The organism is Acidobacteriota bacterium (assembly GCA_034211275.1).
GTDB lineage: Bacteria > Acidobacteriota > Thermoanaerobaculia > Multivoradales > JAHZIX01 > JAGQSE01.
The window spans coordinates 13,830-38,026 of the sequence record JAXHTF010000030.1; the positions used below are offsets into that span (position 1 = coordinate 13,830).

At 67.4% G+C, this 24,197-nt stretch carries 20 protein-coding genes; 1 reads left to right on the top strand and 19 read right to left on the bottom strand.

Translation table 11 applies throughout. The annotated features are described in order from the left end of the window. Window positions 1–179 precede the first annotated feature (179 nt). From SX243_07505 to SX243_07515, 3 genes are all read right to left on the bottom strand, one after another. Entirely contained in the window at window positions 180–1,211 is a 1,032-nt protein-coding gene (locus SX243_07505; GenBank protein ID MDY7092801.1) for a hypothetical protein, read from the bottom strand. Between the two features lie 268 nt (window positions 1,212–1,479). After that, the gene (locus SX243_07510) at window positions 1,480–2,592 is read right to left on the bottom strand and encodes a carboxylate-amine ligase (protein MDY7092802.1); all 1,113 of its coding nucleotides are present in this window, start codon (window positions 2,590–2,592) and stop codon (window positions 1,480–1,482) included. Between the two features lie 107 nt (window positions 2,593–2,699). After that, on the bottom strand, window positions 2,700–5,246 hold the full coding sequence (locus SX243_07515) for a heavy metal translocating P-type ATPase (protein MDY7092803.1): 2,547 nt from the start codon (window positions 5,244–5,246) through the stop codon (window positions 2,700–2,702). 123 nt (window positions 5,247–5,369) lie between these two features. Between SX243_07515 and SX243_07520 the strand changes: the two genes are divergently transcribed. Continuing rightward, window positions 5,370–5,537: a hypothetical protein gene (locus tag SX243_07520; protein MDY7092804.1), complete on the top strand. Its 168-nt coding sequence runs from the start codon at window positions 5,370–5,372 to the stop codon at window positions 5,535–5,537. 18 nt (window positions 5,538–5,555) lie between these two features. Here the strand turns inward: SX243_07520 and SX243_07525 are convergent, their stop codons facing one another. From SX243_07525 to SX243_07600, 16 genes are all read right to left on the bottom strand, one after another. Then, a complete protein-coding gene (locus SX243_07525; GenBank protein MDY7092805.1) occupies window positions 5,556–6,083 on the bottom strand; it encodes a hypothetical protein in 528 nt (175 codons plus the stop codon). Window positions 6,084–6,112: 29 nt separating this feature from the next. Continuing rightward, a complete protein-coding gene (locus SX243_07530) occupies window positions 6,113–9,343 on the bottom strand; it encodes a CusA/CzcA family heavy metal efflux RND transporter (protein MDY7092806.1) in 3,231 nt (1,076 codons plus the stop codon). Between the two features lie 3 nt (window positions 9,344–9,346). Then, window positions 9,347–11,008 carry an efflux RND transporter periplasmic adaptor subunit gene (locus tag SX243_07535; GenBank protein ID MDY7092807.1) on the bottom strand — a complete coding sequence of 554 codons (1,662 nt, stop codon included), beginning with the start codon at window positions 11,006–11,008 and terminating at the stop codon, window positions 9,347–9,349. After that, on the bottom strand, window positions 11,005–12,618 hold the full coding sequence (locus tag SX243_07540) for a TolC family protein (protein MDY7092808.1): 1,614 nt from the start codon (window positions 12,616–12,618) through the stop codon (window positions 11,005–11,007). Before SX243_07540 ends, SX243_07535 begins: the two co-directional genes overlap by 4 nt. Window positions 12,619–12,802: 184 nt before the next feature. After that, window positions 12,803–13,357 carry a hypothetical protein gene (locus SX243_07545; GenBank protein ID MDY7092809.1) on the bottom strand — a complete coding sequence of 185 codons (555 nt, stop codon included), beginning with the start codon at window positions 13,355–13,357 and terminating at the stop codon, window positions 12,803–12,805. 43 nt (window positions 13,358–13,400) lie between these two features. After that, window positions 13,401–13,724, bottom strand: a complete 324-nt coding sequence (sugE, locus tag SX243_07550) for a quaternary ammonium compound efflux SMR transporter SugE (protein ID MDY7092810.1) — start codon at window positions 13,722–13,724, stop codon at window positions 13,401–13,403. Between the two features lie 208 nt (window positions 13,725–13,932). Next, a complete protein-coding gene (locus SX243_07555) occupies window positions 13,933–14,319 on the bottom strand; it encodes a VOC family protein (protein ID MDY7092811.1) in 387 nt (128 codons plus the stop codon). Between the two features lie 34 nt (window positions 14,320–14,353). Beyond that, window positions 14,354–14,794, bottom strand: a complete 441-nt coding sequence (locus SX243_07560; protein ID MDY7092812.1) for a hypothetical protein — start codon at window positions 14,792–14,794, stop codon at window positions 14,354–14,356. 24 nt (window positions 14,795–14,818) lie between these two features. Further along, complete coding sequence (locus SX243_07565; GenBank protein MDY7092813.1) at window positions 14,819–16,141, bottom strand: DUF6265 family protein; 1,323 nt, start codon at window positions 16,139–16,141, stop codon at window positions 14,819–14,821. Window positions 16,142–16,293: 152 nt separating this feature from the next. Next, window positions 16,294–16,656: a P-II family nitrogen regulator gene (locus SX243_07570; GenBank protein ID MDY7092814.1), complete on the bottom strand. Its 363-nt coding sequence runs from the start codon at window positions 16,654–16,656 to the stop codon at window positions 16,294–16,296. Continuing rightward, window positions 16,653–17,978: an ammonium transporter gene (locus SX243_07575; protein ID MDY7092815.1), complete on the bottom strand. Its 1,326-nt coding sequence runs from the start codon at window positions 17,976–17,978 to the stop codon at window positions 16,653–16,655. Before SX243_07575 ends, SX243_07570 begins: the two co-directional genes overlap by 4 nt. A gap of 267 nt (window positions 17,979–18,245) precedes the next feature. Continuing rightward, complete coding sequence (locus SX243_07580; GenBank protein ID MDY7092816.1) at window positions 18,246–19,604, bottom strand: ATP-binding protein; 1,359 nt, start codon at window positions 19,602–19,604, stop codon at window positions 18,246–18,248. Window positions 19,605–19,617: 13 nt separating this feature from the next. Beyond that, on the bottom strand, window positions 19,618–20,988 hold the full coding sequence (locus tag SX243_07585) for a sigma-54 dependent transcriptional regulator (protein MDY7092817.1): 1,371 nt from the start codon (window positions 20,986–20,988) through the stop codon (window positions 19,618–19,620). A gap of 101 nt (window positions 20,989–21,089) precedes the next feature. Continuing rightward, on the bottom strand, window positions 21,090–21,755 hold the full coding sequence (locus SX243_07590; protein MDY7092818.1) for an ABC transporter ATP-binding protein: 666 nt from the start codon (window positions 21,753–21,755) through the stop codon (window positions 21,090–21,092). Window positions 21,756–21,899: 144 nt separating this feature from the next. Continuing rightward, complete coding sequence (locus tag SX243_07595; protein ID MDY7092819.1) at window positions 21,900–22,604, bottom strand: ABC transporter ATP-binding protein; 705 nt, start codon at window positions 22,602–22,604, stop codon at window positions 21,900–21,902. Window positions 22,605–22,742: 138 nt separating this feature from the next. Next, a complete protein-coding gene (locus SX243_07600; GenBank protein MDY7092820.1) occupies window positions 22,743–23,999 on the bottom strand; it encodes an HlyD family efflux transporter periplasmic adaptor subunit in 1,257 nt (418 codons plus the stop codon). Window positions 24,000–24,197 lie beyond the last annotated feature (198 nt).

Below are 24,197 nucleotides of genomic sequence, written 5' to 3' on the forward strand. Positions count from 1 at the left end.
GCGACCACTCTCAGCCCTCGAGACCTCGGTCGCCGCCCGGAGTCGGAGGGATGGGAGGATCATGAACGGAGATCTTCCCATTCCTCGCCTCTCGGGTTCTTTTGCGCCTCCTCGGCTCGAAGAGCGCCCTTGAACGGACCGGCCCCGATGGAGGTCGCCCCAATCCAAAGCCTGCAAGCCTAGCGTTTGAGCGTCAGCTCCCCCGCGGTACCCGAAACCTTCAGCCCTACCGTCGGCGCATCCTCGGCCAAGCTGGAGTCCTCCAGCGTCGAGCCTTCCAGCAGCTTCTCGCCAAATTGCACGTTCGCCCGCAACACCTCCGTACGAGCGTTGTCCGGCAGAACGATGAGGCAGGAACCGAAGCCAAAGCGCAGATCCACTTCGCCGTCCCCACGCCAAGCTCCCCCTAGATCTACCACCAGCTCGCCGCCGGAGGTTCGGAGGTTGGTGTACACCGGGCTGGCGTTGCCCAGAGAAAAGGTCTTGATGCTGCCCCAGGAGGCGTCCACTTCCAGCCGGGGCAGAGGCTCAGCCAACGGCTCGAGCACGCTCACCCAGTGGTCACCGGGGCCCAAGTCCATCTCCACATCGGTGAGCCAGAGCCCTCCCAGATCGAACCGCGATTCCCCTGCCCCCAGCGAAATCTCCAGCGCCAGAGCCCGGTCTCGGGGCAGCACCAGCCGCAGCTCCGGCGCCCGGCCGCCCTGCCAAGGCAGGCCGAAAACCCCACCTTTGCCATCGACCCGAAGCCGGTAAAGCCACGGCTCGCCCTCGATCTGGTGCAGGCTCTCCTCGACCCGAAAGCGCGCTTCGTCATAGTCGGCGAAGAGCTCGATCTCCTGATTCGGCTCACCGACCTCGAGGCGCAAGCTGCCCGCGTCCACGTTGACGCGGACGATGCCTTCGGCGGCAGCCGAGGTCCAGGAAGCGCTTCCCAGCTCCACCGCTTGGGGCCCGTCCTGAGAGGAACCGGTGGTGGAAGAAGGCGCGCCGGGAGGGGCTTCCGCCGGCATGGATGCCGGGGCTTCGGGGGCGGAGGGAGCGGCGGGAGCTTCGGGCAAGGGCTGAGCCATGCGGCGGGAAACCGGCTCGGGCTCCGGCGGATCCGCCGACGAGATCACCAGCCCCACCACCACCGCCGCGGCGCCGAGAAGCGCTGCCGCGACGACGCAGCCGATGCAGCCTCCCTTCAGGCAGCCGTCGGCGCTCATGACCCAATCATCCTGAAGCCGGTCGTCCTGAAGTCGGTCATCCTGAAGTCGGTCCTCTTGAAGTCACTGGGGCGGCTTGATGGTTGGGTCGAGCTCATAACACCTCCCGGCAGCAGGGCTCTCGGAGCAAATCCTCCGGGCCTGGCGAGGACTACGCCGCCGAGGAGCGGGGAGTTTCGCCCACGTCGCAGCCCGCCACGCCGGACGGACTATGCCCGGCGCGCTGCGGTTCGGGGGGAAGAGGCGTTAGTGGGAGCCCGGGGGGCGGTCAGTCACAACCCTCCCGAGTCTCGCGGATCAGATGATCCACCACCGCCTTCATGTCGCCGGTGCTGCGGAAGACCTCCAGCTGGCGATCGGCGGAGGAGCCGTTGGCGAGGATCGTATGGACGTATTCCACCTCCTCGCGGCTGCCCAGCTCGTCCACCACATCGTCGATGAAGGTGAGCAGCTCGCGAGCCAGGAAGCGCATGGGCACGGCCTGCCGGAGGCCGAAGTCGATGAGCTTGCCGTCGATGCCGTAGCGCACCGCTCGCCATTTGTTCTCCTCGATCAGATGGTGGCGGTATTGGCGCCAGCTCTGGTTGCTGCGGCGGAGTTTGATGAGCTTGGCCACGATGGCCTGAATCAGCGCCGCCAGGCAGATGGCCTCGTCCACCTTGGTGCAGATATCCGACACCCGGAACTCGAGGGTGGGGAATTTCGAGTGCGGACGCACGTCCCACCAGATCTTGCTCGGTTCGTCGATGCACTCGGTCTTGACCAGGATGTCGACGAAGCCCTGGTAATCCGCCCAGGAGTCGAAGGACGGCGGCAGCCCGCTCCGGGGCAGGCTCTCGAAGACCACCGACCGGTAGGATTTGAGCTTGGTGTCGCGGCCGTGCCAGAAGGGCGAGCTGGTGGACAGGGCCAGCACGTGGGGCAGAAAGTACCGGGCCTGGTTCATCACGTCGATCATCAGCTCTTTGTTCTCGATGCCGATGTGGACGTGCATGCCGAAGATCAAGAGGCGCTGCGCCAGCTGCCCCATGTCCTCCTGGAGCTTGATGGACCGCGGAGTGACGTTGACGTCCTGCTTGGCCCAGCTGGAGAAGGGATGGGTGCTGGCCGCCGCCACCTTGAGACCGTTGCGGTCCGCCAGCTCGCAGATCGAGCGGCGCAGGCGCACAATGTCCGCCCGCGCCTCCTGGATATTGCGGCAGATCTGACTGCCCACCTCCACCTGGGACTGCAGGAACTCCGACTTGATCTGATCCTGAAGCACCACCCGGCCCTGCTCCAACATCTCCTGGATGTAGGATTTGAGCTCCCGGCTCTCGGGCTCGATGATCTGGTACTCCTCTTCGATGCCGATGGTCAGATCCGGTAGCGTGATCTTCATCGCGAGCTGCTCCCTCCACGAATGCAAATGCCTGAATTCGCGCGGATTCTAGCACGCACTCCGACGCCCGCCGAACCCGATTCCGCCAAGGTGCCGGCGGTCCGAGATCAGAGCTTCACCCGCCGCAGCCGCAGCGCGTTGGCGATCACCGACACCGAGCTGAAGCTCATGGCGGCGCTGGCGATCATGGGCGAGAGCAGGAGGCCGAAAAACGGGTACAAGGCTCCCGCCGCCACCGGCACACCGAGGGCGTTGTAAGCGAAGGCGAAGAAGAGATTCTGGCGGATGTTGCGCATGGTCGCGCGGCTCAGCCGCAGGGCCCGCACCAACGCCCGCAGATCCCCCTGCACCAGAGTCACTCCGGCGCTTTCGATGGCAACGTCGGTACCGGTACCCATGGCGATGCCCACGTCCGCCCGGGCGAGGGCGGGAGCGTCGTTGACGCCGTCCCCGGCCATGGCCACCCGCAGGCCACCGTTGTCGGATTTCTCGGCCTTGAGCTCGGCCACCAGATCCGCCTTCTGCTCCGGCAACACGCCGGCGTGGATCTCGTCCAGCCCCAGCTCCCGGCCCACCGCCTCGGCGGTGGTGTGCTCGTCGCCGGTGAGCATCACCAGCCGCAGCCCCGCCTCGTGGAGCTGCCGCACCGCTTCCGGAGTCGATTCCTTGATCGGATCCGCCACCGCCAGCAAGCCCGCGGCGGCGCCGTCCACCGCCACCAACATCACCGTCTGGCCCTTGCGGCGCAGCTCGTCCGCCCGCTGTGGCAAGGCGCCGGCGTCGACCTCCAGCTCCTCCAACAGCGCCCTGTTGCCCACCGCGACGGTGCGGCCGTCCACCGTGCCGTGGACGCCCTTGCCGGTGACCGAAGAGAAGTCTTCGGAGGAGGGAAGCTCCAGCTCCCGCTCCTCAGCACCGCTCAAGATCGCCTGGGCCAGGGGATGCTCACTGCCGCGCTCGAGCGCCGCCGCCAGGCGCAGAAGCTCCTCTTCGCTCAGCTCACCGCCGTCGACGGGCTCCACCGCCACCAGGCGCGGCTTGCCCTCGGTGAGGGTGCCGGTCTTGTCCACCACCACCACGTCGATCTGCTCCAGTGCCTCCAGCGCCTCGGCGTTGCGGATCAAGACGCCGGCGCCAGCGCCGCGGCCGGTGCCCACCATGATGGACATGGGCGTCGCCAGCCCCAGAGCGCAAGGGCAGGCGATGATCAACACCGAGACCGCCGCCAGCAGCGCGTGGGCCAGCCGCGGATCCGGCCCCAACCACAGCCATAGGACGAAAGCCACCACGGCGGTGAGCACCACCGCCGGCACGAACCACGCCGCCACCTTGTCCGCCACCCGCTGGATCGGCGCACGGCTGCGCTGGGCCTCCGCCACCATCTCGACGATGCGCGACAGCAGGGTGTCGGCACCGACGTGGCGAGCGTGGACCACCAGACTGCCGGTGCCGTTGAGGGTGCCGCCGGTGACCTCGTCCCCGGCTTCCTTGGATACCGGCATGGGCTCGCCGGTGATCATCGACTCGTCCACCGTGCTGCGCCCTTCCAGCACCTCGCCGTCCACCGGCACCTTTTCGCCGGGACGCACCCGCAGGCGGTCCCCCTCGCGCACCTCCTCCAGCGGCACATCGCGCTCCGAGCCGTCTTCCTCGAGACGTCTGGCGGTGTCCGGCGCCAGCTCCAGGAGCTCCTGGAGCGCCCGGCTGGTCTGGCCCCGGGCCTTGAGCTCGAGAACCTGCCCCAGCAGCACCAGGGTGATGATCACCGCCGCCGCCTCGAAGTAGACCGCTACCTCTCCCGAGGCCTCCCGGGCCGCTTCGGGGAAGAGATCCGGCGCCAGCGCCGCCAGCAGGCTGTAGAGGTAAGCCGCACCGGTACCGAGACCGATGAGGGTGAACATATTCGGGCTGCGGTGAACGACGCTGGCCCAGGCGCGCTGGAAAAACGGCCAGCCGCCCCACAGCACCACCGGCGTCGCCAGCGCCAGCTGCAGCCACAGGCTCACCCCGTGAGGGACGAAGCCCAGGGGATCGCCGGGAATCATCTCCGACATGGCGAGCAGGAGCACCGGCACGGTGAGCACGGTGCTGACCCAGAAGCGCCGGCGCATCACCGTCAGCTCCGGATTCTCCTCCGCCGCCACCGTGCGCGGCTCCAAGGCCATGCCGCATTTGGGGCAATCGCCGGGCTCGTCCCGCACCACCTCCGGATGCATGGGGCAGACGTACTCCACTTTCCCAGCCTTTTGCGGGCTCTCCGGCTCCAGGGCCATGCCGCATTTGGGGCAGGAGTCCGGGCCATCGCTCTCCACTCCCTCGCACATGGGGCAGATGTAGCGCCAGGAGCCAGTGCGAGACGACTCCGGGGGTGTGGCCGACGAGCAACAAGAACCCGGCTCTTCGTCCCCCGAACCCTGCGCCAGGTACTGCTCCGGATTCGCGACGAACTTTTTCCGGCAGTGCTCACAACAGAAGTAGTAGGTCTCCCCTCCGTGCTCGGCGCGGTGCTCGGCGGTGGCCGGATCCACCGTCATGCCGCACACCGGGTCCAGGACACCGGAGGAATCCGGCTGGTCCTTCGCAGACTCATCTTTCTCAGAATGACCGCAGCAGCTGTGGCCGGACTCGGATGAAGATTCCTGGTGCTCGCTCATGACTTGGCTCTCCCTGTGCCCGTGGGCACTGTTCGCCAGCGTTCGTTGAATCCCAAGGGTGCGTGAAGACGATGCGATGGACGACAGAGCGGACTCCCCGGCGCGAGGTTGTAGACTCGCCCCATGGATCCCAAAGCCATCGCCCATCTCGCTCGCATCGCCGCCATGTTCGCCGCCGCCGTGGCGCTGTTGGTGGGGATGTTCCTCGGCCCCCGCGCTCCGGTGGCGGTCGTCGCAGCCATCCTCACGGTGGTCTTCGCGGCGATCACCATGATCGCGCGCCGACTCTGACCGCTGGAACGACGACGATCAGCTCTCGACGATCTCACCACAGCGGGGCATGCTCTGACCGTGGTACGGATTGCCGATCTCACCCTCCGGCTGTAGCCAAGACTTGCGCGCCATGGGGCAGTAGGTCACGGCGGGCCAGTCACCGTCAGCAATGGCGCGGTAGCGCACCAGGGGCTTGCTGATGGCGTAGAAGGCGTCGCGAACGGCATCCAGGCTCTCCGCCGACTCCAAAGCCTCGACCCCCTGCCGAATCTCCACCAGCAACTCGCCGGCGGTCTCGACCTGATCCTTCGCCACTCCGGCCCGGGCCGCCGTCAGGTCGGCCTCCAGCTCCGCCAAGGCTTGCCCCATGGCGGCGGCGTGGGACGAGATATCGGTGGTGGCATCTTCGACCAGCACCAAGCGTACCTGCTCGTAGCGGTTCAAGACCCGTTCCATGGGCAGCTCTTCGGCATTGGCGCTGCCGGCACCGAGGGCACCCGTACCGAAAGCACCGGCGAGGGCGAGAAGCAGGGCGAGGGTGAGAGATTTCTTGACTCGGAACATGATCGTTTCTCCTTGTAGGTCGTATCGGTTCAAGAGGCAGATTGATCGGGCGGCGGCTGCGAGCCGCTCCCATCTGTAGAGATCGAGTCCGTAGAGCTCGATTCGTTCTCGGAATGGCCCGGCGCAGACGGCGGGAAGAGCTCTCCGCTCTCCACCCCGCGACTACGCCAAACGAAATACATCGCCGGGAAGACCACGAGCTCCGCCAGGAACGAGGTCAGCACGCCGCCCACCATGGGCGCCGCGATGCGCTTCATGACGTCGGCGCCGGTGCCGCTGGCCCACAGGATGGGCACCAGCGAGACCAGCACCGTCACCACGGTCATCATCTTCGGGCGGATGCGCTGCACGGCGCCGTGATCCACCGCCGCCGCCAAGCCGGCGTAGCCCCCCGGGGCTCCCCGCTGCCGCCATTCGCGGTAGGCGATGTCGAGGTAGAGCAGCATCACCATGCCGGTCTCCGCCGCCAGCCCGGCGAGGGCGATCATCCCCACCCACACCGCCACCGACCAGTTGTAGCCCAGCCAGTCCAGGAACCACACCGAGCCCACCAGCGAGAAGGGGATGGCGGAGAGCACGAAGAAGGTCTCCACCACCGAGTGGTTGTGCAGATAGAGGATGATGAAGATCAGGAAGAGGGTCAGAGGCACGATGATCATCAGCCGCGCCCGCGCCCGCTGCATGTACTCGAACTGGCCGGACCAGAAGATGGTGTATCCCGGCGGCAGCTCGACCCGCTGGGCCACTTCCTCGCGCGCCCGCTCCACCCAGCCGCCGATGTCGCTGCCACCACCCTCCGAGGCCAGCAGATCGACATAGATCCAGGCGTTGGGGCGGGCATTCTCGGATTTGATCCCCGGCGGGCCCTCCTTGAGCTCCAATCGCGCCAGCTGTTCCAGCGGCACTTGAGCCCCCTGGGGCGTCGACACCAGCACCTGGCCGAGCTCGGTGATGCTGGAGCGCAGCTCCCGCGGGTAGCGGACATTGATGGGATAGCGCTCCAGGCCTTCCACCGTCCAATCGACATTCATGCCGCCGATGGCGCTCTCGATGACGCCCTGGACGTCGGCGACGTTGAGGCCGAAGCGGGCGGCGGCGGAGCGGTCGATCTCGAAGTCCAGGTAGGTCCCCCCCATGACCCGGTCGGCATAGGCCGAAGCGGTTCCGGGGAGAGCCTTGACCACCGTCTCCACCTCCTGGGCCAGGCCCTCCAGGACTTTCAAATCCGGCCCGGCGATCTTGATCCCCACCGGCGTCTTGATGCCGGTGGAGAGCATGTCGATGCGGGTCTTGATGGGCATGGTCCAGGAGTTGGTGAGGCCGGGGAATTGGATCGCCCGATCCATCTCCCGCACCAGCTGCTCCCGGGTCATCCCCGGCCGCCATTCGCTGGGGTCCTTGAGGGTGATGGTGGTCTCGATCATCGACAGCGGTGCCGGATCCGTGGCGGTCTCCGCCCGTCCCACCTTGCCGAAGACCGACTCCACCTCCGGGAAGGTGCGCAAGATCTTGTCCGTCTGCTGCAGGATTTCCTTCGCCTTGGTGATGGAGATACCCGGGAAGGTGGTGGGCATGTAGAGCAGGTCCCCCTCCCACAGCGGCGGCATGAACTCCGAGCCGATATTGCCCAGAGGCACCAGGGTGAGGAGCAGGATCACCACCATCGCCGCGATCACCGGCCAGCGGAAGCGCAAGGCTCCCCGCAGCATCGGCCGGTAGATGGCGCGCAGGAAGCGCGACACCGGATGCCGCTCCTCGCTGTGGATGCGGCCGCGGACGAACCAATACATGAGCACCGGCACCACCGTCACCGCCAGCACCGAAGCCATGGCCATGGAGTAGGTCTTGGTGAAGGCCAGCGGCTTGAACAGCCGCCCTTCCTGGGCCTCCAGGGTGAAGATGGGCAGGAAGGAGACGGTGATCACCAAGAGCGAGAAGAAGAGCGTCGGCCCCACCTCCTGGGCCGAGCGCAGGATGATCTCGAAGCGCGAGACCTGGCCCTTCTGCTCCTCGTAGTGTTTGTGGGCGTTCTCCACCATGATGATGGCGGCGTCCACCAGCACGCCGATGGAGATGGCGATGCCCCCCAGGGACATGATGTTGGCCCCCAGGCCCTGCCAGCGCATGACCACGAAGGCCAGGAGCACGGAGAGGGGGATGGAGACCACCGCCACCAGCGCCGAGCGGAAGTGGAAGAGGAAGAGGAAGCACACCAGGGAGACCACCAACAGCTCCTCCAGCAGGGTGTGGGTGAGGTTGGAGACCGCGCGGTCGATGAGCTGGCTGCGGTCATAGGCGATCTCCACCCGCACATCCGCGGGCATCCCCTCCTGGAGCTCTTCGAGGCGCTCCTCCACCCTCCGGATGGTTTCCCGGGTGTCGGCACCGGCGCGCACCACCACGATACCGCCGACGGTCTCCCCTTCGCCGTTCCATTCCGCCACTCCGCGGCGGATCTCCGGTCCCACGGTGACCCGGGCGACATCTCGCAGCTGCACCGGCACGCCGCCGCTGCCCGCCGCCAGCACCACCTTCTCCAGATCCTCCGGCTTCTGAACGTAGCCGCGGCCGCGGATCATCAGCTCCCGCTCCGCCACCTCCAGCAGACGGCCGCCGACCTCGACGTTGGAGCGTTGGATGGCCTGTTTCACCCGCTCCAGGGAAATGCCGTAGGCACGCAGCTTCACCGGGTCCACCTCGACCTGGTACTGGCGCACGAAGCCGCCTACGGAGGCCACCTCCGCCACCCCGTCCACCGCCGACAGACCGTATTTGAGGTACCAATCCTGCAGGCTCCGCAGCTCGTCCAGGGAGCGCTCGTCGGAGTTGAGAACGTACATGAAAGCCCAGCCCACGCCGGTGGCGTCGGGCCCCAGGTTGGGGGTCACCCCGCGGGGCAGCTGGTCCCCCAGGCCGGAGAGGGACTCCAGCACCCGCGAGCGCGCCCAGTAGAGATCGGTGCCGTCCTCGAAGAGCACGTAGACCAGCGAGTAACCGAAGAAGGAGTAGCCCCGCACCACCCGGGCGTGGGGCACCGCCAACATCTTCGACGAGATGGGGTAGGTGACCTGGTCCTCCACCACCTGCGGCGCCTGACCGGGGTAGCGGCTATAGACGATGACCTGGACGTCGGAGAGGTCGGGGATGGCGTCCACCCGGGTGGTGGTCACCGCCCAGAGTCCCGCCAGCACCGCCACCAGCGCCGAGACGGTGACCAGCAGCTGGTTCTTCAGCGACCATTCGATGATGCGATCCAACATCACTCAATGCCCCCGATGATCCGAGCTCATGGGATCTGAGCTCATCGGGTCAGAGCTCATAGCGTCCGACTCCATCGCTCCGGAGCCGGTGGATTGCGCGCTCCCCCCCATGGCCTCGGCGCGACGGGCGGCGACCAGTTTCTGGATCGCCGCCGCCAGGGAGGATTCCGAATCGAGGAGGAATTGGGCCGAAGTCACGACCTCCTCCCCCGCTTCGAGGCCGGCCAAGACCTCCACCCGGCCCTCGCTCTCGCGCCCCAGGGTGACCTCCCGGGGCAGGAAGCGGCCCCCCCCCAGGGCGAGGACCACCAGGCTGCGGCGGCCGTCCCGCAGCACCGCCTGGGAGGAGACGGTGAGGGGCGGCTGAGCCGCCTCATCCCTCTGGGCGAAGCGCACGGTGGCGAACATGCCCGGCCGCAGCCGGCCCTCGCGGTTGGGAATGGCGAGGCGCACCGGCAGGGTGCGGGTCTCCGCCGACATCTCCGGCGCCACCAGCTGCACCCGGCCGGTGAAGGTCTCGCCGGGGAAGTAGGTGAGGGTGATCTCCGCCTCGGTGCCTTCCCGCACCCACGCCACCTGGTCCTCGTAGAGCTCCACCGACAGCCACAGGGTGGACAGATCCGCCAGGTGGAAGAGCTCCATGCCCGGCTGCACCGCCATGCCCTCCAAGCCCGGAAGGGTCTTCATCACTACGCCGGAGGCGGGAGCGTAGACCGTGAGGGTGCGGAAGACCTCGCCGCTGCTCTCCAAGCGCTCCAGCTGGGAATCGGTGACGTCCCAATAGGCCAGCCGCTGGCGCGCCGCCTCCACCAAGGCCTGGGCGCGCTGCCGGGCACCCTCCGAGGCCCCGTCCATGCGGCGGGCGAACTCCAGCGCCGAGAGCAGCTCCCGCTGGGTCTGCACCAGCTCCGGGGCGTAGATCTCGAACATCGGCTGCCCCCGACGCACCTCCTCGCCCAGGTAGTGGACGTAGACGTTCTCGATCCAGCCGCGGTACTTGGTCGTCACCGTCACCATGCGGTCCTGGTCGTACTCCAGATAGCCGACGGTGCGGATGCGCTGGGCCAGCTCCTCGCGCCGCACGGTCTCAGTGCGGACGTTCATGGTCTGCACCATCACCGGGTCGATGCGCACCTCGGTGGCCTCCATCGCCATGCCGTCACTGCCGGTGCTCCCAGGGTCTTCCATCGGCGCCGAAGCCTCCACCGGCACCAGATCCATTCCGCAGATGGGGCAACTGCCGGGCTCCTCCTCCAAGATGTTGGGGTGCATAGGGCAGGTCCACAGCTCTTCGCCCATGGCGTGATCGTGACCCTCATGAGCACCGGCATCAGCCATCGAAGAGCCAGCCATCGAAGAGCCAGCGCCCTGGGAGCCCCCTTCGGTCGATTCCAGGGGGACGAGATCCATGTGGCAGATGGGGCATTGGCCGGGCTCGTCCTGGATCACCTGCGGGTGCATGCCGCAGGTCCACAGGGTGCCCTCTTCGTCCCCGGCCATCTGATTCACCGACTCTTCGCCCCGCAGCCGCTCATCCAGGGGATGCCAACCGAAGGGATCGAGGAAAAGCAGGGCGGCGAGTAGGAAACCCACCACCAGGGCGGCCACCATCGCCGCACGAGCGGCACCGGCGGAATTTCGAGGTCGGGTTGCAAGCTGTCTCACGGTGTTCCTCCAGAGGTCTGGATACCTCCAACCATCTGCGTACCCCCGGTCATCGGCTCTTCCAGGGTCTTCGATGTCATTTCGTCCGATTTCCGAGCCGAGCTCTCCAGCCGAGCCCGTAGCCCGCCCAGAGGCCCGCCCACCGCCGTCTCCAGCCGAGTCCACGCGAGAGCCAGCTCGAGGCGGGCCCGCGCCTCGCCGGTGGCCACCTCGAAGAGCACGTGCTCGGCATCCAAGAGCTCCAGCGCTCCCACGGTGCCGCTGCTGTAGGCCCCCTCGGCGGCCCGCACCGCTTCCTCCGCCTGGGTCACCAACACGTTCTCGAAGAGCTGCCACTGGTCGTAGAGCAACGGCAGCCGGGCCACCAGATCGCCGATGGTGCGCTCGAAGTCCTGGCGCAGCTGACGCTCCTCCTGCGCCACCACCGACTGCTGCTGCAGCGCCTCCTCCAACGCCGCCGCCAAGCGCCCCCGGCGCACCGGCAGGCGCACGCCGGCGGAGAGGGCGACGATGTCGTCCCCGTCCCCTTCCGGCGGGTTGAGCTGTCCCGCCGCATCCTGCCGCCGGTCCACCAGGGTGTAGCCGAGACCGACAGTAAAGTCGGGACGGTAGCCCGCCTCCGCCACCTCCACCATCAGCCGCCGGCGGATGCCCTCCGCCGCCAGCGCCCGGCGCTCCGGACGTCGCTCCCAAGCCCGGCCGATCAGCTCCTCGGCATCGAGCCGGTCTGCATCGAAGACGGATAGACGGCTCTCCTCCATCATCGTGAGGCTTTCAGCGGAGCCCATCGGCCGAGGCAGCTCCAGCCCATCGATGTCGGCATCGTGGGGACGCTCCCGCAGAGCGTTGAGCTCCGCCGCCAGCGCCCTCCGGCGCTCCTCCACCTCCAGCAACCGCTGCTCGGCGCGGGTAATCTCCGCCTGGATCTTCACCACCCCTTGCTGCGAGCCCTGACCGGCGGCATAGCGCGCCCGAGCCAGCTCCTCGTGGCGCAGCAGGTGCACTCGCTCCCGCTCGGCGATGGCCAGCCGCTCGGTGGTGAAGGCGAGCTGGTAGAAGCGCTCCCGCACGTGAGCGAGCGTGGCCAACCGCGCCGCCTCGACCCGCTCCCCGGCGGCAGCGGCGGACCACAGAGCAGCACGCTCGCCGAGGGCCAGCTTGGCGGGCCAGGGCACCGCCTGGCTCACCGACACCGCCACCCGCTGGGGCCCCACCCGCGTCTCCGGCGGTAGAGCAAAGAGGGTGAGCATGGCGGAAGGGTCGGGCAACGACCCGGCTTGCGGCGCCCGGGCAGCCGCGGCGGCTGCCTCCGCCCGCCGCCGCGCCACCTCCGGGCTGTGGCGCAGAACGTCCTCAGCGAGGAGGCGCAGAGCCGCCGGCTCGGTAGCTGCCAGCAGAGCCGCCACGGTTTTCCGCTCCGGGGTCTCGGCGGCGGGAGCGCTCATCACCTCCGGGGACGACTCCGCCTTCGGGGACGCTTCCCCGTCGGCGGCCCCTGCCGTGGAGGACGCCACCAGCCCCACCACCACCAGAGCTGCGAGCAGGCAGGGCAACCGGCTCGGGCGGGAGCCCGAGAGCCGACAAGGCAATTCGGGAAAAGAAAGACTCATCTCGTTCCTCCACGGAACAGCGCAGCGCGAACCCCGAAGGGGATCAGCGGGCGCGGTGCGCGCTAGGCGAGGAGCGAGAGAAAAGGCGGAGAGCTGGGCTCCTCGCGGCGCGGATCAACACGAACCGGGGATGAGGGCAGCAAGGCCCACACCGCCCCGGCGGGCGATCAGCGGGAGGAGAGACTCAAAGCAGGAAGGCTTGGTGCAGAACCAATAGACGACCGGGGGGGTCGCCGTCGGGGGCAGGGGGACGGAGCGGGCGCTGAATAGAGCTGGGCGGCAAGACTTCCAGCACCGGAGCGGCCGCAAGGGCGAGGCTCGCATCGGTCAACTGGGTCGGCGAGGGTGACTTCAACGCCACCGCGCTCGCCGGGACGCCCTCACCGGAGGTGCAGCAGCCGGCGGCAGCCAGCTGGGTCCCGAATGCCGGTGGGGATACCGGCGCGGCGGCTTCCGGCTCTACCGCAGCCTCGTCCTGCTCGGGCTCCATGGCGCCATGGCAGGCGGGCATGGCGGCCTCGTGGGAATCGTTGGATTCAGCGGCAGCGATCTTCTCGTGATGAGAAGACGGCGCGGCCTCCATTTCGGCGCCGGCAGCGCCCGGCGCATGATCGCAAGCGACCAGCATCGAGCAGCCTCCGGGGCAGGCGGCGAGGGCCGCTGGGGCAGCGACGATGCAGAGCACGAGGAATCCCACGAAGGGGAGGCGCCAGTTCTTCACGCACGTAGTATAGCTCACTACTTGCTCGGAAACTCAAGCAGCCAGGTTTCTGGCGGGCGGCTCATCCCCGACCCGCTGCCCAACGCAGGCCGGCGATGCCGCAGATGATCACCCCGATGAAGAAAAGGCGCCACGGATCCCGGGACTCGCCGAAGAGGAGGATGCCCAGCAGGGCGGTGCCGACGACCCCGATGCCCGTCCACACGGCGTAAGCGGTGCCCACCGGTAGAGTGGTGAGAGCGCGGGCGAGAAAATAGAAGCTGACGATCATGCCGGCGACGGTGAAGACGGTGGCGCCGGGACGGGAGAAGCCCTGGGTGTATTTGAGACCGATGGCCCAGGCCACTTCCATCAGGCCCGCGATGAGCAAGTAGATCCAGGCCATGAAGAAAGGGAAGGTCGAGACGAGGTATTCGGGTGAGGCGGCGCTACCAGAAGACGATCAGCAGCAGGAGTAGAAATCCCATCCCGCAGAGCTCCAAGAACCACCAACCGCGGATGATCTTGTTCCAAGAACGCATTTTTGGAGGATATCACGGGGCTCGAGGCCGCCTGGAGCAGCCGCCTGGCCCCGGCAGGTTCCCCGTTTGAGCTCAGCCGCGCCGTTCACTCATCAGGGCGAGGGTGTTGCCCTCTCCGTCCTCGAAGAAGGCCATCCACAGCTCGTGGTCCGGCATCTTGGCCACCAGGTGAGGCGCCTGGAGGAAGTGCACGCCCCGTGCCTCCAGCTCCCGGTGGTGGGCTTCGATGTCCTCCGTCCGGAAATAGAGAATCGTGCCGTGGGGCTCCTGGTCTCCCGAGCCCTCGCCGAGCATCAGCCGCACCTCGCCGAGGGCGAAGAACGCCATGCCCGAAGCCTCGAAGAGAAACGGCACCTTCAGCACGTCGCGATAAAAGGCGGTGGCCCGGCCGGCGTCCTGCACCGTGAGGCCGATCTGGCCGAGGGTGGTGAGACCCGGAGGCTCCTGTGCTGTGCTCATCCTTGTTTCTCCAACGGTAGGGTGATGGGCTGTCTTACTGCCGTCCGTAGGCTTCGCGCTCGAACACATTGTCCCGATACGGATCCTGCCCCCGCAGATACGCCAGCAGGCTGGAGCCAAAGTAGGCGGGGAGGAAGAGGGGGCCCCAGCGTTCGTATTGGCGCACATGGACGTGCTCGTGGGGGCGATGGTAGGCCAGGCTGTGGGCGGTGCGGCCGAGGATGACGTGCCCCACGGTCATGGCGCCGGCGCCACCGGCCAGGCCGGTGCACAGCCACAGCGCCCGAGCCAGAAGCGGGCCGTGGGCCTCCACCGCTCCCTCGACCCAGCGAATGCGCCCGCCACCGGGCAGGGCCAGGAGCGCCAGGAGCAATCCCAGCAGAGTGTTGGGGGAGGCCCACAGATAGCACAGCGCCCGCCGGGCCGAGGGTCGCCAACGGAAGCGCCGCGGCTGGGTGAGAGAGTGCCTCATCATCGTTTCGACCCAGGACAGAGTGGTTCAACGACCGTCCGCTGGCGATCCCATGGTCCGGCGGTATTGAAAATCCAGCTCGGTGCGCTGCTCTCCCTCCTCGATCACCAACCACGCGGCGAGCGCATCCGGGGGCGTGTGCTCGAAGGTCAGGCGCAAGGTCTTGCCGCCGGTGTCCGGGGTCGCCTGCCGATGGACGAAGACCGGGCGGAGGGCGTTGGATTCTTCGGCGAGGTCGAAAGTCAGGGTGCCCTCCTTGTCCTCCCAAGCCACCAGACCGGCTCCAAAGTGACGAAGGCGCAGGACCACTCCGGAGTCGGTGGGCTCCAGGGCGAGGAGCTCATAGACCCGGACGGCATCGGGCTTCATCCAGCGGAAGATTCCCACCATGGTCCCCGCCGCCGGCTCCAGCCAGCTCTCCTCCACCCGCTCGCCGTTCTTCTCCCCCACCCAGTGGCCGGCGAACCACGAGAAGTCCTCGACGGACAGGCTGTCTCCCCTCGCCGCTGCAGAAGCCTCCGAAGAATCCGGCTGGTCCGAAGTCTCGGAGGTGGCCAGGGGCTCGACGTGAATGTCCTCCAGCACGACGGTGGAGATCTTGTCGAAATTCTCCCGGACATAGGCCGGGGTGATGGCCTCCACCTTCAGATCGCCGCCGCCGTTGAGGCCCCAATTCTCCGAATCGAAGAAGAGCAGGCCACCCACCCACCGATGATTGAAGGCGCGGCGCAGGCGCAGGCCGCCGCGTTGAGGATTGTTGGCGAAGCTGTAGGCGAATTGCTCCAGGCGAGCGGTCTGCGGATCGAACCAATACAAATACTCGTCGCTGGCGTCGGTGCTCGAGCCCGGCTCGAACGTCACCTTGACCTTGTGCAGGCTGCGATCACCCCAGGTTTCGAGGCCCAGGTCCTGCTTGTAGACCCCGGGGTCGTTGAGGCGGAAGGGGAGGAAGGGGAAGTAAATCCTGGCGCTGACAAAATCCCGGGCCCGCTGCGCCGCCTCGGCGTCGAGTTCCACCGCCTCGCCGCCCACCCAACGCTCCGCCGTGTCGTTGGTGACCCGCGTGCGAAGATTCTGCCCCTGGGCGTTGGTACCGGAGACCTGGTGCTCGAAGAGCTCGCCGTCCATGCGCGAAACGACATCGAAAGCACCGGAGCGGGAACGGATGGTGAGGCGGGTGCGGGAAGCCCGGTAGAGGTCGCCACCGTGGTATTCGATGGCCCGATCGACGATGGGCAGGCGGTCGTGCTTGGCGGGCTCTGCCGGCTCCGCGGGATCGCCCTGACCCGCTGCGGCGACCTGCCAAGGCCAGACCGTCGCCAGACCGATCAAGACACAAAAAAAGAGCATTGAGGCCGGTAGACCCCAATGCTGAAGCGTATAGGTGTTGCGTCGACAACGTCGGGAAAACGTGTTCATGGTCGCGAGTCTATCGCGGCCAAGGGAAACCAGAGAGCCATGCCCCTGGCTTCAAAGTCAGGTCGAAGAGTCGGATCGAGAAGTCAGACGCTCTGCGCCAGCGCCGGCGTCACGGCGGCGGTATCCTCCTCTCCGGTGCGGATCCGAACCACCCGTTCGACGGGCAGCACGAAGATCTTGCCGTCCCCCACCTCGCCGGTGCGGGCGGCGCCGGCGATGGCCTGCACGGCGGTGTCCACGAAGCCGTCGGAGGTGCCGATGTCCAGACGCACCTTCTCGGTCAGCTCCATCTTGACGGTGGTGCCGCGGTAGGTCTCCACCTGCTCGGTCTCGCCGCCGTGCCCCTGGGCTCGGGAGATGGTGAGGCCGTGGATATCGGCCTGGAAGAGGGCTTCGAGCACCGCGTTGAGGCGCTCCGGACGGATGATGGCGGTGATCAGCTTCACGCTTCACCTCCCAGCGGCTCCGCCAGCCGAGGCTTGGAGGAGCTGAGTTTGGACTCCGATTGGGACTCCGATTGGGGCCCCGCCTGACGAGCGACCACCAGAATCGCCCCTTCGCCGGTGGAGTACGCCTCCTCGCCGTGGAGGGGAACGTCCAGCCCCAAGCCCTCGTCCCGATCCGTGGCCCGCAGATTGGCGAACACCCCGATGAGCTTGAGCAGACCGTAAGAGACGACGCCGCTGTAGACGATGGCTGCCAACGCCGCCAGCGCCTGAACCCCCAGCTGCCCAGGGTTGCCGTAGAGCAGGCCGTCGGTGCCGCCCCAGCGGGCGTCGGCGAAGACGCCGGTGAGCAGCGCCCCCACCAAGCCTCCCAACCCGTGGGCCGCCACCACGTCCAACGAGTCGTCGAGGGAGGTCCGGCTACGCCACAGGATGGCGAAGTAGCTGGGCACCGCAGCGAGGGCGCCGATGGCGATGGAGCCCATGGGGCTGACGAAGCCCGCCGCCGGAGTCACCGCCACCAGGCCGACCACGATGCTGGTGGCCAACCCGACGGCGGTGGCGCGGCCGGTGAGAAAACGGTCGAGCACCAGCCAGGTCACCAAGGTTCCCGTGGGCGCCAACAGGGTATTGACGAAGGCCTGCACCGCCAGGCCGTCCGCCGCCAGGGCGCTGCCGCCGTTGAAGCCGAACCAGCCGAACCACAGCAGCCCGGTGCCCAAGAGCACGAAGGGCACATTGTGGGGCAGCAGGGCCTGACGGCCATAGTCTTTGCGCGGCCCCAACACCCGCGCCGCCACCAGCGCCGCCATGCCGGCGTTGATGTGCACCACGGTGCCGCCGGCGAAATCCAATGCTCCCATCTGGGCCAGCCAGCCGCCGCCCCACACCCAGTGGCAGACCGGCGCATACACCACCAGCACCCACAGGGCGGTGAAGGCGACATAGGGGCCGAAGCGCATGCGCTCGACGATGGCGCCGGAGATCAGCGCCGCGGTGATGATGGCGAAGGTGCCCTGGAAGGCCATGAACAAGAGGTGAGGAATCGACCCGTGGGCCTCCAGCCCCACCCCGGCGAGGAAGGCGTGCCCCAGGCCGCCGATCCAGGAGCCACCCTCTCCCAAAGCCAGGCTGTAGCCCACCACCGCCCACAGCAGACCCGCCACACCGAGGCAGACGAAGCTCATCATCATGGTGTTGAGAGCGTTCTTCGAACGCACCAGCCCGCCGTAGAAGAAGGCCAGAGCCGGGGTCATGAGCAAGACCAAGGCGGTGCAGACGAGAATCCAGGCGGTATCCGCCCCCACTACGTCCACCCCCATCGGCACCGCGGCGGCTTCCAGAGCCGCGACTTCCGCCTCGCCGGCGCTCTGAGCCAGGACCGAAGCCGAAGATAGAGAAAGTGTCGCGAGCATAGGACCAACCTCCTTCCGATGGGCCGAAGGCTAGACCAGAGCGAAAACGACTGTCAACAAAAATCTGCAGATTGACGAGCAAAAAAGAATCAATCTGCAGATTGCAACCACCGAAACAGGCTCACGGAGCTAGATCTGTGCAAAATGACACGAATTCTTGAGTCATTTTGCACATCAGGCCGCGCCGGACTCCTGGCACGGCAAACGCAGCAGCGCCACACACCCGCGACCGTCGTGGCGGTTCTCCAGGGTGAGGTTTCCGCCATGGGCCTCCGCGATCTGCTGACTGAGCACCAAGCCGATGCCGGTGCCTTCGGGCTTGGTGGTGAAGAAGGGAACGAAGAGATTGTCGGTGGAGGCTAGGCCTGGGCCCTCGTCCTCGATCCACAGCTCGAGGAAGCGGCCGCGGCGGCGCCAGCCCATGCGCACCCCGCCGCCGGTCTCCAGCGCCGCATCCACCGCGTTGCGCAACAGGTTGATGAGAGCCTGATCCAGCTGATCCGCATCCGCCTCCACCGAAAGATCCGGCCCCTCCTCTACCTCAATGCTCAAGCGCGGCTCGAGGCGCGCCGCTCGGCGCACTCGCTCTGCCACCGCTACGGTCTTGAGCCTCGGCGGAGGCAGGCGGGCCAGGCGCGCGTAGGCGGCGATGAAGCGCCCGAGGGAACGGGAGCGGTCCTCGATGAGCCCCAGACCGCGCTGCAGATCCTCCTCTTGCTCTTGAGGATCGCCATCGCCGCGGGAGAGCAGGGTGCGCAAGGTCCCGGCGGTGGAGCGGATGGGAGCCAGGGAGTTGTTGATCTCATGGCCGAGCACCCGAATCAGGCGCCGCCAGGCCTGCCGCTCCTCTTCTCGGAGCGCCTGGCTGAGGTCGGTGATCACCAAGAGCTGATGCTGGCGGCCGTCGAGGCGAAAGGTGCTCCGCCGCACCGCCCAGCGCCCGAAACCACCGGGGAAGGTGCGCTGCACGGTGCGGCGAGCGGGCCCCTCGAGCCAATCCGCCAGCCCGAGATCCGCCGCCCGCCGGGCCAGCAGTCGCCCCTCGGTCTGCCCCAGGAGCCTCTCCCCCGCACGGTTGACCAACCGCAAACCACCCCCGATGTCGAAGGCGAAGACCGCGATGTCGATCTCGTCGATGACGTTGCGCAGTAACGCCGAGGCCTCCATGGCGTCGAGGCGCTGCTGATGGAGGGTAGAGCTGAGGTCGTTGACCTCCATCAAGAGCTGATCGAGGGCGTCCTCGACCGTGGTGTGGCGGCCGCGCAGGGAATAATCCCCCTCGCGCAGAGCCGACAGCAGGTTGGCGAGGGTTTGCAGCGGGTAGGCGACCCGGCGGCGGACGGCGAAGGAAAACGCCAACCAGCAGCCTACCGTCAATAGGGTCAGAGACCACAGCACCCGCGGCGGCGAGTCGCCGGACCACAGCAACGCCATGGCCAGGACGGTGGAGGGAAGCCCCGCCAGCAGGGCCAGCACCAGGACGCGCTGCTCGTGGCTGAGGCGCCGCTCCGGATGCTGCCGCCGGCGATTCATACCCTGGAGCGACTCACAACCCGTGGCGCTCGAGCCGCCGGTAGAGAGCGCTGCGGCTCAAGCCCAAATGCTCGGCGGCCTGCTTGACGTTGCCGTCGCTGCGCTGGAGCGCCTTCTTGATCAACAGCCGCTCGGCCTCTTCCAGGGTCAGATCCTCGAGCCCCGGCAACCCCGGCCCGTCGACACTCCGCAGGCCCAGATCGGCGCTGCGGATGTGCTCACCGCGGCACATCAGGACACCGCGCTCCACCGCGTGGTCGAGCTCGCGGACATTGCCCGGCCACGAGTAAGAGGCCATCAGCTCCAGAGCGTCGGGCTCGAACCCTTCGATGGGCTTGCGGTAGTGCTCCCGATGACGCTTGAGGAAGAACTCCGCCAGAGCTTCCACGTCCCCCCGCCGCTCGCGCAACGGTGGCACGTGAATCTCGATGGTGTTGAGGCGGTAGAGCAGATCCTGCCGGAAACGGCCCTCGGCGACCTCCACCGCCAGGTTGGCGTTGGTGGCGGAGAGCACCCGCACGTCCACCCGCTGGGTTCGCGAGGCCCCCACCCGCTCGAACTCGCCGGTTTCCAGAACCCTCAGCAGCTTGGCCTGCTGGGGTTGGGGAACGTTGGCGATCTCGTCCAGCAGTAGCGTGCCGCCGTCCGCCATCTCGAACCGGCCGACGCGCTCGGTCTTGGCGTCGGTGAAAGCGCCGCGGACGTGACCGAAGAGCTCGCTCTCGAAGAGCCCCGGCGACAGACCACCGGCGTTGACCGAGATCAGCGGCTTATCCCGGCGCCCGGACACGGCGTGGAGGCAGCGCGCCACCACCCCTTTGCCGGTGCCGTTCTCGCCGGTGATCAATACGTTGGCGTCGGAGGGACCGACCTGCTCGATGAGCTCCAGCACCGGCTCCATGGCGCTGGAGCGGGCGATGAGGGTCGGCTCGTCGGCCTCCCGCAGCATGCGGTTCTCGGCCTCTAGTCGCCGCCCCCGCCGCAGCGCCCGGCCGAGCTCCACCTGGGTGCGCAGGATGGACACCAGGCGCGCATTGTCCCAGGGCTTCTCGACGAAGTCCCGGGCCCCCAGACGCATGGCCTCCACCGCCAGCTCGACGCTGCCCCAGGCGGTCATCACCACTACCGGTAGCGAGGCTTCGGCGCGGCGCAGCCGCTGCAGCAGGTCCAACCCTTCGCGGCCGGAGGTGGTGTCCCGGGCGTAGTTGAGATCCATCAGGACGACATCGAAATCCGCCTCCTTCACCGCTGCCAGCACCGCGGCGGGGGAATCGACGGCGGTGACCTCGAAGCCCTCGCTGCGCAGCAGCAGCCGCAGGGACTCCAGGACGTCGCTCTGGTCGTCGGCGAGAAGGGCTCGGGGGCGGTGGTGGGAGGTGCTCATGGGGCGCCTCCAAGATTAGCAGCAAGCCTCGGAGCACGGGCTGGCGGCGGGCGCATCGCCGGAATCTTCGGAGCTGCGGAGGGGAGCCGGACGGAGACGCCTCAATCCTCGACGATCCAGCCGTCGAGAAGCTGCACGACGCTGTCACCGTAGGCTGCATTGGCCTCCGAATGGGTGACCTGGACGATGGTGGTGCCTTCCTCGTTGAGCTCCCGGAAGAGCTCCATGATCTCCTCCCCCTGGGTGGAGTGGAGATTGCCGGTAGGCTCGTCGGCGAGGATCAGCGCCGGCCGGGTGATCACCGCGCGCGCCACCGCCACCAGCTGCTGCTGGCCACCGGAGAGCTGAGGCGGATAGAGATCGCGCTTGGCGACGATGCGGAAGCGGTCGAGAACGTCCGCCACCCGTGCCTGGCGCTCGCGGCGGGACACCCCCTGGTAGGAGAGGGGCAGCTCCAGATTCTCGTACACCGTCAGATCTTCCAGCAGATGGTAGCGCTGGAAGACGAAGCCGATGGTCTCGCGGTGGAGCTGGGTGCGCTGCTTGCGGCTCAGCTCGTGCACCGCCTGGCCGTCGAGCAGATACTCGCCCTTCCAGCCGTCGTCGAGCAGTCCCAGGATGTGGAGCAGCGACGATTTGCCGGCCCCGGACGGGCCCATGATGGTGACGAACTGGCCCCGGCGGACGTCCAGCTGGATCCGGCGCAGCACGTAGGTGCGGCCGTGGGGGGTGTCGTAGTAACGCTCGACATCCCGCAGCCGAATCAACGGTTCCATGGGGCTCTCAGGGAGGACAAGATGGGAGGCTCGGGGCTCCGGTCCGCCCGGCGGGTGACGCCGGCGACGGACCGGAGGTGCTGTGATCGAGAGTCAGCGATCAACAGTCGGTGCTCAGCCTCGCGGCGAGGTGCCTCAGGCAACCTCGGCGCTGTCCTCGTCGACGATGCGGCCGTCGAAGAGGTGCACGGTGCGGCTGGCGTAGCTCGCGTAACGCTGATCGTGAGTCACCATGCAGATAGTGGCACCGGCGTCGTGGAGCTCCTTGAGCAAGCCCATCACCGCCTCGCCGTTGGTGGAGTCGAGGTTACCGGTGGGCTCGTCGGCGAGCAGGATGGCGGGATCGCCCACCACCGCCCGGGCGACGGCGACGCGCTGCTGCTGACCACCGGAGAGCTGGGACGGATAGTGCTTCATGCGGTGGGCCATTCCCACCCGCTCCAGGGCCTTCTGCACCCGCTGCTTGCGCTCGCCGGAGGGCATGCCGCGGTAGGTCAGGGGCAGCTCCACGTTCTCGTAGACGGTGAGGTCGCCGATGAGGTTGAAGGCCTGGAAGATGAAGCCGATCTCGCGGTTTCGAATCCGCGCCCGCTCCGCCAGGGTGATGTTGGCCACCGGCTGCCCCTTGAGCATGTACTCGCCGGAGCTGGGGGTGTCCAAAAGGCCGAGAATCGACAGCAGGGTCGACTTGCCACAGCCGGACGGGCCGGCGATGGAGACGTATTCGCCCTGGTTGATGTCCAGGTGAATGCCCGCCAAGGCATGGGTCTCCACCTCGTCGGTGAGGAAGACCTTGGTGACGTCCTCCAGGTGAATCAAAACATTCTTCTCTTCGCTCATCGCTCTCTCCTCTCGATCAATCAGTGTGCTGACACCGGCTTCCATGCTCTAGCCCCGGCCACTAAGGACAGGACGAGCGCCGCTCGCGGAAGGTTTCAATCCTGCCGGCGAGCGGCTCATCGTCTTGGGAGCTCACAGTCATTTCAACCGCAGGCGATCCTCGTCGTCGTAGGCGGAAGTGTCGGACAAGATCACCCGATCTCCCTCTTCCAGACCGGAAACGATCTCGAAGGTCGACACCGAGCTACGGCCGAGCTCGACCTGAGTCCGCACCGCGCGGCCTCCGTCGTCCACCAGCTTGAACAGGCCGATCTTGCTGTTGGCCTGGCCGTAAGCCGGACGCTGGACGTAGAGGACGTCATCCAAACGCTCGATCTCGATGGTGCCGTCGACGCTCAACTGCGGCCGGGCACCCCGGGGCAGATCGCCGAGCAGCTCCACGTCCACCAGCACGGTGCCGTCCTGAGCCGCCGGGTCGATACGCACTACCTTGCCGTCGATAATACCGTTGCGGGTATCGATTCGCGCAGGCTGGCCCAGGAGGATGTCCTTGGCCTGGGTCTCGGCGATGCGCAGCTCGGCTTTCAGATCACCGGGTTGGGCGACCCGCGCCAGGTTCGTGCCGGGCTGGACCTGCTGGCCCTCTTCCACCGGCACCTGCTGCAACACGCCTTCCAGTGGCGAACGGACTTCCAGCGCCTCGAGCTCCTGACGGCGCAGGGCTGCCAGTCCCTCGGCCTGCCCCAAGCGAGCCTTCGCGGCTCCCAGCTGAGCGGTGAGCGACTCCTCGGTCTTCTTCAGGCGCAGCTCCTCGATGCGGTTGCGATTCTCCAGCTGCTTGGCCCGGATCTGCGAGCGGCGCAGCTCGATCTCCGAGATCAGGCCGTCACCGGAAAGCTCCTCGTTGGCCTCCGCCTCGAGCTGGGCTTCCCGGAACTCCGCCTCGATGGCGGCCGCCGAAGCCTGCTGGTTGAGATATTCGCTATCCAGCCGCACCCTCAAGTCTTCGTAGTCGGCACGGGCAGCGCTGAGCTCCCACTCGGCGTCCTGCGCGGCGCGCTCGACGCTGGGATTGCTCAGCACCATGATCACCGTGTCGGCGTCCACCTCGGCGCCCGGGAGCACCACGATGCGCTCGACCCGGCCTTCGGTGAGGGCGCCGATCCAGCGCACGTTCTCCGGCACCAGGGTCCCGGGGCCGCGCACCTCGCGTAACATCTCGCCGCGCTGGACCTGTCCGATCCACAGTGTCGACTCGTCGACGGTACGGGCCGCCGGCTCCAGGCTGGCGACCGCCGCCCACACCACCGCCAGCGCAACCACTACCAATCCGCCGTAGATCAATCGCTTACGGCGTTTCTTTTCTGCAAAACCTTCGCGTGGAATATCGACCATTGAATCCTCCTGAGCCAACCAGTAGAAGCAAGATGTACGCCAAGGGGGCAATCTCAGGGCTGGGAGCTGAGCCAGAAGCCCTGTCTCGGGGCGTCAATGCCATTACGCAAGCGCGGCGGCGGAAGTTTCCAGCAGCGCCTCCGAGGCCTGCGAGAGCCGTCTCGCGTTCGGTGTTGGGACCGCCCCGTCCCAAAACCG